Consider the following 14,036-nt stretch of genomic DNA (forward strand, 5'->3'; position numbering starts at 1 on the left):
CCGCCCTTCGCGCCGGCGAGCGCGCCACCTGCGAGCGCATCCTCAACGACTTCTTCTATCCGTTCATGGCCATCCGCAACCGCGCCAAGGGCTATGCGGTGTCGGCGATCAAGGCCGGCGTGCGGCTACAGGGTTTTGATGCCGGTCCGGTGCGTGCGCCGCTGAAAGACTTGACCGAGGAGGAAGTCGCCATGCTCGACGCGCTCATCGGTGCGAACAAGCGTCAGAAATGAGTGTTTTGCGAGGATAGCCCATGAAGATCGTCGCCGTCCGCACCCACCTTCTCGAACATCGGCTGGCCGTGCCGTTCGAAAGCGCCTCCATGCGTTTTGACCGTCGCGCCCATGTGCTGGTCGAGATCGAGTGCGACGACGGCACGATCGGCTGGGGCGAGTGCCTCGGCCCGGCGCGGCCGAATGCGGCGGTGGTTGCGGCGTACACGACCTGGCTGATCGGCCAGGACCCGCGCCAGACGGAAAAGCTCTGGGCGATCCTCTACAACGCGCTGCGCGATCAGGGGCAGCGCGGGCTTGCGGTCACCGCCCTTTCCGGCATCGATATCGCGCTCTGGGATATCAAGGGCAAACACTATCGTGCCTCAGTTTCCATGCTGCTTGGCGGGCGCTGGCGCGAGAGCGTGCGCGCCTATGCGACCGGCAGCTTCAAGCGCGGTGGCGTCGACCGGGTCTCCGACAATGCGCTGGAGATGGCCGAGCGCCGGGCGCAAGGCTTCCATGCCTGCAAGATCAAGATCGGCTTCGGCATCGAGGAAGACCTGCGTGTCATCCGTGCCGTGCGCGAGGCGATCGGCGACGAGATGCGGCTGATGATTGACGCCAACCATGGCTACACCGTCACCGAGGCGATCCGGCTTGGCAAGGCGGCGGCCGACTACGACATCGACTGGTTCGAGGAGCCGGTCGTGCCGGAACAGCTTTCCGCCTATCGCGCGGTCAGGGCCGGCCAACCAATCCCGGTTGCCGGCGGCGAGACCTGGCATGGCCGCTATGGCATGTGGCCGGCGATCGAAAGCCGTGCCGTCGACATCCTGCAGCCGGATCTCTGCGGCTGCGGCGGCTTTTCCGAGATGGCGAAGATCACGAGCCTTGCGACGCTGCACGGCGTTCGCATCGTGCCGCATGTCTGGGGCACGGGCGTGCATATCGCTGCCGCGCTGCAGTTCATGGCGGCGATGACGCCGGATCCGGTGCGGGTCAACCCGATCGAGCCGATCCTGGAGTTCGACCGGACGGAAAACCCGTTCCGGCAGGCGGTGCTGAAGGCGCCGATCGAGGCGGTCGACGGTGTCGTTGCCATCCCCGATGCGCCCGGCCTTGGCATCGAGATCGACCGTGACGCGCTCGCCAGGTTCAAGATGCCCGAGACATGAGAGTGTTGTTGACATGCGCGCCGACCAGGGCCATGTCCGAAATTGCCGGGTATGTTCTCCCACATCATCGCGGCGAGACACATGGGTGCTTGTCTGTCCGGCTTAGCGCCAACACACTTCGAGCTAGTCGGCCGCAAGCCCGTCGGCAAGTACCAGGGCCTGTTCGCGCTCGTCGAGGTGCATGAGGCCGCCATCTCGGCTTTGGCGAACCCTTTTCATGTGATCGCGTGGACTGATACCCAGAGTTCGCTTGAACATGCGTGAGAAGTAGTAGGGGTCGGGATAGCCGACTTCCGCGGCCGCAGAGGAAACCGAAAGCCCTGCTTCGAGAAAGTGCATCGCCCGCTCCATGCGTTTCAGTTCCTGGTACTTGCGCGGCGTGCGCGCCACGCGCTTTTGGAATTCCCGCAGGAAATAATCGCGATTGTAGGGTGATGCCTCAACCGCTTTCGTCGCAATATCCGGGTCGAGCGGATTGGCGGAGATCATCGTTGCGGCCTTCATGACAGCGAGATCGATCGCGTCTGCCCCCTCGGGCTGGTAGGTGGCATGGTCTCGCCACCCGATGAACGCATCCTCGATGAAAGCGATCAACAGAACCATGAACAGGTGGTGCTGGCCAAGCGTCACGGAAGAGGGCGGCGCGCTTTGACGATAGTGGCGCGCCAACGGCTCAAGCAACCCCCACCGCGCCAGTCTCAACTTCGGCACCAAATCCATCTGCTCGACCAGGTTGTGGCGGCCGTAAATATCAAGAGTGAAATGCTGGGCGAGGCCAAGATACGTCTCCGGTCCCTCGCTCCATCCGATGAAGCGCTGGCCGCGCGAAATCAGCATGGCATCACCCGGCTCCATCACGCGTGGCTCGCCGTCGACCAGATAGTGGCCGCGCCCTTCAAGGCAGATGACGAGGTCGTCGACCGGGTTCGACTTGTCGATGCGCCAAGTCTGCGAATGCTCCATCCGGATAGCAGCGCGGGTCAGATTAAGCGTCAGCGCCGCCGGTGGAATAGCTGAGAGAATTCCACCTTCAATTTCGTCCATCTTTTTCCTCGCCTTTGTGAATTCATTCTGTGACAAAAATACGTGAGTGTCATCGCAGAAATGCATGCACGCACCGCATCGAACTGGGAGGAGATCGGTCAGCGGACGGGAAGGAGGCTACAGCCTGCGCCTGTCTGCGCCGTTCCGGGAGCGCAATTTGTACGAAACCGTATCTAAAATGGCCGCTCTGCAGTGCCGTCCGGGAGGGCCGGCATGAAAGGGCATCGTCTTTTAGGGCTTGGCTATCTGGCGCCCTACATTATCGGCCTCTTGATCTTCACGGCCATTCCGTTCATCGGCTCATTCTATCTCAGCTTCACGAGCTACGACTTGATGAGCGAGCCGCGCTGGACAGGTGTCGCCAACTACGAGCGGCTGTTTACCCGCGACCGGACTTTCATCAAGTCGCTGAACGTAACGCTGCTTTACGTGTTCATTACCGTGCCTTTGAAGCTCGCCTTTGCGCTCTTCATCGCTGCAATACTAAACCACAGGTTGAAATTCATCGGTCTTTTTCGAACGGCGTTCTATGTGCCTTCAATCCTTGGGGGGTCGATCGCGATTGCCGTTTTGTGGCGTTATGTCTTCGCTTCGCAGGGCCTTGCGAACATGGCGCTTTCGACCCTTGGTATCGCGCCCGTCGATTGGTTCGGCGATCCCGTGAATGCGCTTTTCACCATCACGCTGCTGCGCTGCTGGCAGTTCGGCTCGGCCATGGTGATCTTTCTTGCCGCCCTTCAATCGATCGACAAGTCACTTTATGAAGCGGCCGCCATCGACGGCGCCGGCAAAGTGCGCACCTTCTTCTGGATCACCCTACCGCTGCTAACGCCGGTTATTTTCTTCAACTTGATCATGCAGATGGTTCAGGCGTTCCAGGAGTTTAACGGCCCTTACATCATCACCCAGGGCGGTCCACTCAAGGCGACCTATCTGCTGCCGCTCTACATTTATGACGAGGCTTTCAAGAAGTTCAACATGGGCTACGCCTCGTCTATCGCCTGGGTGCTCTTCGCCATCATCACTGTGCTGACCCTTGTTGCCTTCTGGTCCTCCAAGAAGTGGGTCTATTACGCCGGCGACAAGAGGAGCTGACGAGATGACCGAGTTTCAAGCTCTCAACGATCGCGTGGCTGCACGCAGGGCAAGGGTCCGCCTGATCTCCACGGCGGTTCGCTATGTGCTTCTGTTTTCCGTTGGGTTCGTCATGCTCTACCCGCTGATCTGGCTGGTAGGCGCGAGTTTCAAGACGAATTCGGAGATCTTTTCTGGTGCTGGTTTCATGCCGGCAAATCCGACGGCTGACGGCTATGTAAAGGGCTGGCAGACGTCGACGCCCTATACGTTCGGCCGGTTCTTCTGGAATTCCTTCCTGATCATTCTGCCGAAGGTCATCGGTACGGCGATCTCATGCACGATGGCGGCTTATGCCTTCGCAAGGTTCGACTTTCCGCTGAAGAAGATCCTCTTCGGTTCGGTCATTGCCATCCTGCTTCTGCCAAATGTTGTAACCCGCATTCCGCAGTATATTCTCTTTCGCGATCTCGGCTGGCTCGACACGTTCCTGCCGCTCTGGGTACCTTCCGCCTTTGCGGGCGATGCCTTCTTCGTCTTCATGCTGGTGCAGTTCCTGCGCTCGCTTCCGGCGGATATGGAAGAGGCCGCTCGTGTTGACGGCGCAAACAGTCTCCAGACGCTGGTCTACATCGTCGTGCCGATGCTCGCGCCGGCGCTGATCTCTGTCTGCCTGTTTCAGTTCATGTGGACCATGAACGACTTCCTGGGACCGCTGATTTACCTGTCATCGGTCGACAAATATCCCGTGAGCCTCGCGCTCAAACTTTCCATCGACACCACCGAAGCCTTCGAATGGAACCGCATTCTCGCAATGTCGGTGCTGACGATCACGCCTGCCTTGGTCGTCTTCTTCGCTGCGCAACGGTACTTCATTGAAGGGATCTCCTCTGGGGGAGTCAAAGGCTGAACATGGCTAAGGTCCAATTGAAGAACCTCGAAAAGGTCTATGGCAACGCATTCAAGGCCGTGCACGGGATCAATCTCGATATCGAGGATGGCGAGTTCATGGTCTTCGTCGGTCCCTCTGGCTGCGCCAAGTCCACCACATTGCGCATGGTCGCGGGGCTCGAGGAGATTTCGGGAGGCGAGGTCGTGATCGGCGACCAGCGGGTTAACGACCTGCCGCCCGGCAAACGCTCCATCGCAATGGTGTTCCAGAACTATGCACTGTACCCGCACATGAAAGTGCGCGGCAATCTGGCCTTCGGGTTGAAGATTGCCGGCAAGCCGAAGGCGGAGATCGACGCGGCTATCGCTCACGTAGCCAAGATCCTTGAAATCGAGCCGTTGCTCGATCGGTTGCCGAAGCAGCTCTCCGGCGGCCAGGCCCAGCGCGTGGCGCTCGGGCGTGCATTGATCAAGAAGCCCGGCGTCTTCCTGTTCGACGAGCCGCTGTCCAACCTCGACGCCAAGCTGCGTGCCTCGATGCGTGTCCGCATCACCGACCTGCACCGCCAGCTCAAGGCCGAAGGCTTATCCTCAACGGTCATTTACGTGACACATGACCAGACCGAGGCGATGACGATGGGCGACCGCATCTGCGTCATGCAGGCGGGCCACATCATGCAGGTCGCCGCGCCGAAGGAGCTCTACAATCGCCCGGCGAACCTTTTTGTCGCTGGCTTCATCGGCAGCCCCGAGATGAACCTTGTCGATGCCGAACTTGTCGACGGGCATCTTTCTATCGGGACCCAGCGCCTGCCGCTCGGCTCCAACCTTCAAGCAAGGCTCTCGGCGAGGCCGGCAGAGGCGGTGCTCGGCATGCGCCCGCAGCACCTCTCACTCGCCACCGACGGCCCTGCGTTCACAGCGAAACTCACGAATGCCGAGTTCATGGGCCATGAAGTCTACCTTCACGCCGATCTCGAGGGTCGAAAGCTGGTGAGTGTAGTGGGCGCCGCCGAATTCGAGGCTCTTGGCCGCTCCGATCTGATCCGGCTGCGCCCGGACCCCAGAAAGCTTCATGTTTTCGACAAGACCGATGGCCGCAACGTGTCGCTTTGAGGAGGCGATGCGTCGTTCAATTTCAAGGAGGAGAAACCAATGAGAATGACAGTAAAGATCGCTGCGCTCGCCAGCGTTGCATATGGCGCTCTCGCGCTCGCCACGGCAGCGCACGCCGCTGAGCTACGCATGGCGTGGTGGGGCGGCGAGAGCCGCCACGTTGCCACCCAGAAGGCGATCGCAGCTTGCGGTGAAAAATATGGCCATACCGTCAAAGGCGAGTTCACTGGTTTTGACGGCTACCTCGAAAAGTTAACGACCCAAATGGCCGGCAAGACCGAGGCCGATATCGTGCAGGTCAATTGGCCGTGGCTGCCGCTGTTTTCGAAAAATGGTGACGGTTTTGCGGACCTGCGTACGCTCCAGGCGATCGATCTTTCCAACTGGAGCGAAGCCGATCTCGCGGCGGGCTCAATGAACGGCGTCTTGCAGGGGCTTTCCGTCTCGACCACCGGCCGCGTCTTCTTCTTCAACGCCACGACCTTCGAGAAGGCCGGGGTGCCTATCCCGAAAACCTGGGATGAGTTCTTCGCTACGACGGCAACGATTAAGGAGAAGCTTGGCAAGGACTATTACACCTTCAACGCCGTCAAGGAGACCGCGCAACTTCTAACGACATTGGCCGTCGTCCAGAAGACCGGAAAGGATCTCGTCGATCCTGAGACCAACCGTGTTGCCTGGACACCTGAGGAGCTGGCTGAAGGCATTTCCTTCCTCGGCAAGCTGGTCGAGACCGGCGCCATTCGCTCCCAGAAGGAAGAGGCCGCCGACGGCAACGTCAATCTGTTCGAGAAACCCTCCTGGGCCGAGGGGAAGGTCGCCGGTTCCTATGAATGGGATTCGACCTATTCCAAGTATGCCGATCCGTTGAAGGACGGTCAGGTGTTGACGCCCGTGCCGATGCTCAAGCTTGCTGATGCGGTAACGGACGGCGTCTATCGCAAGCCCTCCATGGTGTTCTCGATCTCGAAGAATTCGAAGGACCCAGCGGCTGCGGCGCAAATCGTCAACTGCCTGTTGAACGAGCCGGAAGGGATCGATGCACTCGGTACCTCTCGCGGCCTGCCGGCGTCGAAGGCCGCTGCCGCTCGCCTTGGTGAAAAGGGCGAGCCCGAGGTGCGGGCCGCCAATGCCATCGTGCTGGCCGCCGGCGGGCCGACGGTTTCGCCGTTCAATGAACACCCAGAGATCCGCGCCGCCTTCATCGATACGCTCGAGGAATACGCCTACGGGCAGCTCGATGCCAAGGAGGCGGCAGAACAGATCATCGATACGGTGAACGACGTTCTCGCCAAGTTTGACTGATCGCTAAGACTGCCCGCCGTTGCTTGTCGCGGCGGGCGTCCCTGCGCCCTGCGGGAAGCCTACACGAGAGAGATCATGACCCGACCATCCATCATCGCGCTGTCGGCGCGAACGGCGGCGTTTTGCCTGCCGGCACGCGGAGCACTATACCACCTGCCGGCGACAGCGAAGTGGCGCCTTTCCTCGTCCGACGGGGACAATCAGATGCGGCAGGGAGAGACCTCCCTTGCTGTGCCTCTGCTGCACGAGCTTCAACCTCGCGCACGTTACTGCTTCGAAGCGGAAGGGTTTGAAGCGGTCGAGTTTGACACCCCGTCCTGCGCGGGGCTCGTCGACGCCGCCGAGTTTGGTCTTGTCCTTGATGTTCTTCCCGAGGATTTCGACGGTGCCCGCCGGAATGCGGCTGCTTTGAGAGAGGCCGTTGCTGCGGTTCCGGTGGGCGGTACGTTGAGGGTGCCGGCTGGGGTCTGGACGGCATTTCCGGTCAAACTCAAGAGCCACATGACTTTCCACCTTTCCCAAGGGGCGGTCTTGCGAGCGCCGTCGGTGCGGCGCGGATGGCCCATCCTGCCCGCCCGTGACGCGTCCGGCCGGATGTTGGGGAGCTGGGAAGGCCTTCCGGCCGACTGTTTCGCAGCTCCGCTCCATGCCGTTGGCGTGAAAGAGCTGACAATCGAGGGGCAGGGCACGCTCGACGGTTCCGGCGATAGGGGCGACTGGTGGACCTGGCCGAAAGAAACGCGTGACGGTGCACGCCGCCCGCGCGGCCTTCATCTCGTTTCCTGCTCAAATGTGCAGCTCCTTGGCTTTGCCATCCGCAATGCGCCCTCCTGGACGATCCACCCGCAGGGTTGCAGGCGATTGACGGCGGCAGGACTATTCATTTCCGCTCCGTTCGACAGCCCAAATACCGATGGCTTCAATCCTGAAAGTTGTCGCGACGTGACAATCACCGGCGTCCGCTTTTCCGTCGGGGATGATTGCATCGCCGTGAAGGCCGGCAAACGCGGCCCAAATGGTGAGGATGACCATCTGAGCGAAACGCGTGGCGTGCGGGTGAGCCACTGCTTGATGGAGCGTGGCCACGGGGGGCTCGTCATTGGTTCGGAAATGTCTGGCGGCGTGCACGACGTTTCGATCGAGAATTGCGCCATGGTCGGTACAGATCGCGGCCTGCGCCTTAAGACGCGGCGCGGCCGTGGTGGAGCGATCACCGATATCGCTATGCGCAGCGTTCTTATGGACGGCGTCGAGACCGCGCTTTCTGCCAACGCACACTACCATTGCGATGCCGACGGCCACGACGCCTGGGTGCAATCCCGCCAGCCGGCTCCAGTCGATGTGGGCACGCCTGTCATCGACGGCGTCACGATTGAGGATGTCGAGATCCGGAAGTTGGCCCATGTCGCCGGTACCTTCCTTGGCCTGCCGGAGGCCCCAATCCGCAACATCAAAATTCGTCGGCTCAAGATCGTCTCCTTCAACTACGAGGCCACAGCCGCTCCTCCTGTCATGGCTGACGGGATCCGACCGATGCGGCATGAAACGATCGTCTCGGAACAAGCGGACGTCGATTGCGACGAGCCGGCGCTCCTGAGCACCGCCGCGATATCAACGCACTTCGAGTGAGAGATCCCATGAACCCGACCGACTATTTCGACCAGTTCGCGCATCGCTACAGTCCCTACAAGGGCGGGAGCTGGTGTTACGAAGACGGCTGCCTCTACCGAGGCCTTCAGCTGCTGTTTCAGGCGACGGGCGAGAAACGTTGGATGAACCATCTTCACCGGCTGGCCGATCGGCAAATCGGGCCCGATGGCTCACTCCTCGGCTACGATCCCACAGAATACAATATCGACCACATTCTCGCCGGACGATCGCTCTTTGCCTTGGCCAGGGATACCGGCGACGCCCGCTATCTCGCGGCGGCAGAACATCTGGCTGGTCAACTCGAAAGCCATCCGCGCATCCCCCAGGGCAACTACTGGCACAAGAAGCGCTACCCACACCAGGTCTGGCTCGATGGGCTCTATATGGGCCTGCCGTTTCAAATCGAATATGCGCTGGCCACGGATAGGCCGGCGCTTGTTACTGACGCCCTTCGGCAATTTTCGACGGCGCTTTCGCTAACGGCGACCCCGGCCGGCCTCTATGTTCATGGTTACGACGACAGCCGAAAACAGCTGTGGTCCGATCCGGAGACAGGCAAATCGCCTGCCGTGTGGGCACGCGCTGTTGGCTGGCTGGCGATGGCGCTCGTGGATGCGCTGGCGCTTCTACCTGATGACGAAATCTCCGGTCCTCATCGGCTGAGGGCACGCCAGCTTTTGGGGGAACTCATGGCGCGGCAGACATCGTCTGGCCTCTGGATGCAGGTGCTTGACGCACCGAACCTCGAAGGCAACTACGAGGAAAGCTCGGCCTCCGCCATGTTTGCCTATGCGCTGATCCGCGCCGCACGCCTTGGGCTCGTCGAACCTGATCGAGCGTCAGAGACAATCGCGGCCGGCCGCCGCGCACTCGACGCTCTGCTCTCTATGCGGCTCATTGCCGACGCCCAGGGCATAACCAGGCTGACGACGATCGTCTGCGTTGCAGGTCTCGGAGGCTTCGAAGGCACGTACAGGGACGGTACGCCCGGCTACTACCTCGCAGAACGGCTGGTGAGCGACGATCCCAAGGGCGTCGGTCCGCTGATGATGGCCTTCGCCGAAAGTGTCAGCAAACGTGTCGATCAGTCGCTCTCACCCGGGACGAGCGTCATGGGCCAGAGGAACCGCGCAGATCTCACCGGGTAAATGTCGGCAAAAGCCGGCATCGTACCAAGCAGGGATTCGGCAAGTGCTATGCCAAGATCGCGTAGGGACAGGCTGAAAGCCGTCAATCGGGGCGACAGGAATTGCGAATGCGGACTTTGACGACCGATGATCGCCATGTCCCGTCCGGGCTTTATGCTGGCTTCCACCAGTCCGCGATAAAGGCCGACAGTGATTGCTTCGTTGATGAGCACAATCGCCGTCGGACGGGTCTCAAGCGCACTCAGTTCCCGGGCGATTTGATACCCTCCCGCTTCGTTCGGGGTTGAGCGGAACACATGACGCTCGTCGAGGTTAAGCCCATGTCGGGCCAGGGTCGCACGGCACTGATCTTCAAACACATAGCCCAGGTTCATGTCGTCATGCGGCCGCGTAATCGCTATGTGCTTGTGGCCGTGCGCAACCAGCCGATCGATCGATGCCTCAGCCATGCCCTCGAAATCCAGATCAAGCCAGGGTTGACCGACATCTGTCAGGCTACGTCCGAGCGTGATGAACGGGATCTTGCGTTTGGACAACAGCTCGAAGCGGGCATCGTGTCGCCTTGTTGCCGAAAGGATGATGCCGTCGGCAAAACCGCGCGCGACAACGCGCTTCAAGTAGTCGTTCGGATCCTCCTCAGAGGAGCAGAGCAGGGCGACGAGGTCGAGCTTGTGACGAGCAAAGACGGTCTGGACACCGTCGAAGACGCTCATGAAGAATGTGTCCCCCTGGCCGGTGATTTCGGAGCCGGTCTGCATCATGAAGCCGATGACGCCGGTCGCGCCCTTGCGGAGCGCACGGCCCGATTGGTTGGCGACATAACCAAGGGACTCGGCTGCTTCGAGCACCCTTTTTCTGGTCTCTTCGTTGACGTCGGGCTTACCGTTCAGCGCCCGGGATACTGTCCCGATCGAGATATCGAGGTGTTCTGCAAGCTCGCGAATCCCCTTCATTTTTCCGCGTTCCTCCCCAGACCCGCGACTGGTCATTTTCACACCTCTTGACATAAAAACCCTTTGCCGCATAGTATCGTAAACGTTTACGGAAGCCAATTGAGGAGTTGCTGCTTCCGTTTCTTGGAGGAAATCACGTGCGATACAGGGCCGTTTTGTGCGGGTGCGGAGCTATGGCCAAAGGCTGGCTGAGGGCGCTGACGGAGAGCGAACTTCTTCGCGTGAAAGTCGAGATTGTTGGCCTCGTCGATCTCGACCAGGCGACTGCTGAGGCGCTCGCTACCGAATTTAACCTTGGCGGCATCGTTATCGGAACGGACCTGCCGACCGTGCTTCGCGAGAGCCGCGCAGATCTTTTGTTCGACATCGTCGTTCCGGCCGCACGTCGTGCGGTGGTGGCCGCCGGACTTGCGCATGGTTGCCACGTTTTGAGTGAGAAGCCCATGGCCGCCTCGCTCGGCGAGGCACGCGAATTGCGTCGACTTGCTGCAGCGGCCTCGCGGATCCATGCGATCGTTCAAAACCGTCGCTTCATCAGCGGTGTTCGGCGCATACGCCGCCTCATCGAGTCGCTCGTTCTCGGTGAGCTGACGGCGTTGCATTGCGACTTCTTCCTCGGCCCGCATTTCGGAGGATTTCGCGAGCAGATGGACAATGTCTTGCTGCTCGACATGGCCATCCACACCTTCGATGCAGCGCGCTTCATGTCGGGCAAGGACCCGCTCGCGGTCTATTGCCACGAATACAATCCCAAGGGCTCCTGGTATCGCCATGGCGCGGCCGCCAATGCGATCTTCGAGTTCTCCGACAATGTCGCCTTCACCTATCGCGGTTCCTGGTGCGCTGAGGGTGCCAACACCAGTTGGGAGAGCGCGTGGCGCATCACCGGTTCGAAGGGCACCTTGCTTTGGGATGGCGGCGATCGCTTTGACGCCAAAGTCGTTACGGGTCAGGAGGGCTTCATGCGCACCGTTGAACCGGTTGCGATGCCCGATACCGAAGATCTCGCCGATACGAACGGGCATGCCAGCGTGATCGAGAATTTCATCCGCGCGATTGACGCGGGAACTGTGCCGGAAACCGACGGCAGCGACAACATCAAGAGCCTTGCCATGGTCTTCGGCGCGATCGACAGCGCGCGGGATGGCAAACGCGTCACCATTGCAGCCTAGGGAGCCTATTTTGATCAACCCAAGCAAATCCATCCGTATTGGCACGATGATCTCTGCCACGAAGGGCGGTGCCGACAGGCGTATCGCCCAGATCGCGGGCATGGGCTTCGAGAGTTTCGAGCCCTTCTTCTGGCAAACGACGAATGGCCAGGACCTCGCCGACCTCGGCAAGCGTTGCGTGGCGGCGGTCGGCGATCGTGACATCACCATCTCCACAATCGGCATGTTCGGCAATCCGTTGGAGACGACCGCGATCGACGAAGAGACCTTGCAGGGCTGGCGAGACTGCATCGACAATGCCCACCACTTCGGCGCGACCTGCGTTGCCGGGTTCACCGGCCGCCTTCGCGGCAAGCCTTTGACCGACAGCCTGCCGCGTTACAGGAAAATCTGGTCCGAGCTGTCGAAACGTGCCGCCGACAAGGGCGTAAGGATTGCATTCGAGAACTGTGCCATGGACGGCAACTGGCATACCGGCGATTGGAACATCGCGCATAATCCGGATGCCTGGGAACTGATCTTCAACGAGACGCCAGACGACCACATTGGGCTCGAATGGGAGCCATGCCATCAAATGGTCTATCTGATCGATCCGCTGCCGCAGATCCGCAAATGGGCAAGCAAGATCTTCCACGTGCACGGCAAGGACGCGACCATCCGCTGGGACGTCATCCGTGAACACGGGATCTTCGGCAAAGAGAAATTCGTCTTCATGCGTACGCCCGGCTTTGGCGACACGAACTGGACCGACGTGATCTCCGAACTTCGGTTGGCTGGTTGGTCCGGCTCGATCGATATCGAAGGCTGGCATGACCCGGTCTATCGCGACGATCTGGAGATGACCGGCCAGGTTCACGGCCTGAATTACCTCAAAACGTGCCGGGGCGGCGACTTCGTCATCGATCCGGTCTGAGACGTGCATGTTGGCCGGCATGGAGGATGCCGGCTCGGGGATAATCAAAGGAGGAGAAAATGGCTATCCGCGGATCCGCAATCCTGGGCGCGCTCGCCCTTGCAGGTGTCTCTCTATTCGGCCTCACCGCCAAGGCGGAGGATGTCACGATCAGCGTCTGGTCGCTCGATCGCGATATTCAACCCGCACCGAACTTGATTTCGGACTTCAACAAGCTGAACACTGGCATCAAGGTCGAGTACCGCCAGATACAGTTTGACGACGTCGTCAGCGAGGCGATGCGCGCCTATTCGACCGGGCAGGCACCCGACATCATCGCTATCGACAATCCTGAGCATGCGCTTTTTTCGTCGCGCGGCGCGTTCCTCGATCTCACCGATATGATCGCCAAGTCGACGGTGGTCAAGACGTCAACCTATTTCCCTGGCCCGCTCGCCTCCACCATGTGGGATGGCAAGAATTACGGTCTTCCCAAGGCCACGAACACGATTGCGCTCTACTACAACAAGGACATGTTCAAGACGAAGGGCCTCGATCCTTCCAAGCCGCCGCAAACCTGGGACGAACTCGTCGATGCGGCTCGCAAGCTGACGGACCCTGCGGCCAACGTTTATGGGATCGCGTTTTCAGCTAAGGCGAACGAGGAGGGGACCTTCCAGTTTCTCCCCTGGGCCCAAATGGCCGGTGGTGGCTACGAGCACATCAATTCGGATGGCGCCGTCAAGGCGCTCGACATCTGGAAGACCATCATTACGGAGAAGCTGGCGTCGCCGGACACGCTCACCCGCGGACAGTGGGATTCGACCGGTACCTTCAACTCCGGCAACGCCGCCATGGTCATCTCCGGCCCGTGGGAGCTCGACCGGATGGTCAAGGAGGCGAAGTTCGACTGGGGTGTCGCTCTGTTGCCCGTGCCTGAGCTCGGTGCGGAGCGTTCATCGGCCATGGGCGATTTCAACTGGGCGATATTCTCCAACACGCAACACCCTGCCGAAGCGTTCAAGGTGCTCGAGTACTTCGTCTCGCAGGACGATCGCATGTTCAAGGACTTCGGCCAGCTTCCCGCCCGTTCCGACATCGCTATTCCGGAGACTGGCGTGCCGCTCAAGGACGCGGCCCTTAAGGTCTTCAATGAGCAGTTGAAATACGCAAAGCCGCGCGGCCCGCACCCGGAATGGCCGAAGATCTCAAAGGCAATCCAGGATGCAATCCAGGCAGCGTTGACGGGACAGATGAGCTCGAAGGAAGCACTCGACCAGGCTGCTGAAAAGATAAAGGCAGTCCTGGGCTAAAGTCTTGGCCAAGGCGGCCTAGAGGCATCCCGCCTGAACCGGAGAGCCGGGCCGCCTTCCGCAAGCGCTCGATCGCATTGAGGCGCTG

The 14,036-nt window shown here is 60.4% G+C and carries 12 protein-coding genes and 1 pseudogene; 11 read left to right on the plus strand and 2 right to left on the minus strand.

Annotated elements, in window-relative coordinates; genetic code table 11:
* Nucleotides 1-233: pseudogene (locus IB279_RS26780) on the plus strand (5-dehydro-4-deoxyglucarate dehydratase); the annotation flags it as partial.
* Between the two features lie 20 nt (nt 234-253).
* Nucleotides 254-1,390: a mandelate racemase/muconate lactonizing enzyme family protein gene (locus IB279_RS26785; protein WP_192340022.1), complete on the plus strand. Its 1,137-nt coding sequence runs from the start codon at nt 254-256 to the stop codon at nt 1,388-1,390.
* 123 nt (nt 1,391-1,513) lie between these two features.
* Here IB279_RS26785 and IB279_RS26790 read toward each other — a convergent pair whose 3' ends face one another.
* Nucleotides 1,514-2,434, minus strand: a complete 921-nt coding sequence (locus tag IB279_RS26790) for an AraC family transcriptional regulator (protein ID WP_090301571.1) — start codon at nt 2,432-2,434, stop codon at nt 1,514-1,516.
* 213 nt (nt 2,435-2,647) lie between these two features.
* Between IB279_RS26790 and IB279_RS26795 the strand changes: the two genes are divergently transcribed.
* From IB279_RS26795 to IB279_RS26820, 6 genes are all read left to right on the plus strand, one after another.
* Nucleotides 2,648-3,529, plus strand: a complete 882-nt coding sequence (locus IB279_RS26795; RefSeq protein WP_034798656.1) for a carbohydrate ABC transporter permease — start codon at nt 2,648-2,650, stop codon at nt 3,527-3,529.
* Between the two features lie 4 nt (nt 3,530-3,533).
* A complete protein-coding gene (locus IB279_RS26800) occupies nt 3,534-4,418 on the plus strand; it encodes a carbohydrate ABC transporter permease (protein WP_034798658.1) in 885 nt (294 codons plus the stop codon).
* Nucleotides 4,419-4,420: 2 nt separating this feature from the next.
* Nucleotides 4,421-5,515, plus strand: a complete 1,095-nt coding sequence (locus tag IB279_RS26805) for an ABC transporter ATP-binding protein (RefSeq protein WP_034798661.1) — start codon at nt 4,421-4,423, stop codon at nt 5,513-5,515.
* Nucleotides 5,516-5,554: 39 nt separating this feature from the next.
* Entirely contained in the window at nt 5,555-6,820 is a 1,266-nt protein-coding gene (locus tag IB279_RS26810; protein WP_060584383.1) for an ABC transporter substrate-binding protein, read from the plus strand.
* Nucleotides 6,821-6,895: 75 nt separating this feature from the next.
* Nucleotides 6,896-8,449, plus strand: coding sequence for a glycoside hydrolase family 28 protein (locus IB279_RS26815; RefSeq protein WP_060609430.1), 1,554 nt, complete (start codon nt 6,896-6,898; stop codon nt 8,447-8,449).
* 8 nt (nt 8,450-8,457) lie between these two features.
* On the plus strand, nt 8,458-9,618 hold the full coding sequence (locus IB279_RS26820; RefSeq protein ID WP_060609427.1) for a glycoside hydrolase family 105 protein: 1,161 nt from the start codon (nt 8,458-8,460) through the stop codon (nt 9,616-9,618).
* Here the strand turns inward: IB279_RS26820 and IB279_RS26825 are convergent.
* On the minus strand, nt 9,555-10,571 hold the full coding sequence (locus IB279_RS26825; RefSeq protein WP_192340024.1) for a LacI family DNA-binding transcriptional regulator: 1,017 nt from the start codon (nt 10,569-10,571) through the stop codon (nt 9,555-9,557). The genes IB279_RS26820 and IB279_RS26825 overlap by 64 nt on opposite strands.
* A 137-nt stretch (nt 10,572-10,708) precedes the next feature.
* On the opposite strand from IB279_RS26825, the gene IB279_RS26830 reads away from it, so the two are divergent.
* From IB279_RS26830 to IB279_RS26840, 3 genes are read left to right on the plus strand one after another with little or no spacing between them, the layout of a single operon-like run.
* Nucleotides 10,709-11,743, plus strand: coding sequence for a Gfo/Idh/MocA family protein (locus IB279_RS26830; protein ID WP_090301575.1), 1,035 nt, complete (start codon nt 10,709-10,711; stop codon nt 11,741-11,743).
* Nucleotides 11,744-11,753: 10 nt separating this feature from the next.
* Entirely contained in the window at nt 11,754-12,656 is a 903-nt protein-coding gene (locus tag IB279_RS26835; protein WP_034798673.1) for a sugar phosphate isomerase/epimerase, read from the plus strand.
* 59 nt (nt 12,657-12,715) lie between these two features.
* Nucleotides 12,716-13,948, plus strand: a complete 1,233-nt coding sequence (locus IB279_RS26840; protein WP_034798675.1) for a sugar ABC transporter substrate-binding protein — start codon at nt 12,716-12,718, stop codon at nt 13,946-13,948.
* Nucleotides 13,949-14,036 lie beyond the last annotated feature (88 nt).

Source organism: Ensifer sp. ENS06 (assembly GCF_014852205.1).
Taxonomy (GTDB): domain Bacteria; phylum Pseudomonadota; class Alphaproteobacteria; order Rhizobiales; family Rhizobiaceae; genus Ensifer; species Ensifer adhaerens.

Coding starts and splice junctions, on each gene's coding strand:
- IB279_RS26785 (WP_192340022.1), top strand. CDS start 254: ATGAAGATCGTCGCCGTCCGCACCCACCTTCTCGAACATCGGCTGGCC.
- IB279_RS26790 (WP_090301571.1), bottom strand. CDS start 2,434: ATGGACGAAATTGAAGGTGGAATTCTCTCAGCTATTCCACCGGCGGCG.
- IB279_RS26795 (WP_034798656.1), top strand. CDS start 2,648: ATGAAAGGGCATCGTCTTTTAGGGCTTGGCTATCTGGCGCCCTACATT.
- IB279_RS26800 (WP_034798658.1), top strand. CDS start 3,534: ATGACCGAGTTTCAAGCTCTCAACGATCGCGTGGCTGCACGCAGGGCA.
- IB279_RS26805 (WP_034798661.1), top strand. CDS start 4,421: ATGGCTAAGGTCCAATTGAAGAACCTCGAAAAGGTCTATGGCAACGCA.
- IB279_RS26810 (WP_060584383.1), top strand. CDS start 5,555: ATGAGAATGACAGTAAAGATCGCTGCGCTCGCCAGCGTTGCATATGGC.
- IB279_RS26815 (WP_060609430.1), top strand. CDS start 6,896: ATGACCCGACCATCCATCATCGCGCTGTCGGCGCGAACGGCGGCGTTT.
- IB279_RS26820 (WP_060609427.1), top strand. CDS start 8,458: ATGAACCCGACCGACTATTTCGACCAGTTCGCGCATCGCTACAGTCCC.
- IB279_RS26825 (WP_192340024.1), bottom strand. CDS start 10,571: ATGAAGGGGATTCGCGAGCTTGCAGAACACCTCGATATCTCGATCGGG.
- IB279_RS26840 (WP_034798675.1), top strand. CDS start 12,716: ATGGCTATCCGCGGATCCGCAATCCTGGGCGCGCTCGCCCTTGCAGGT.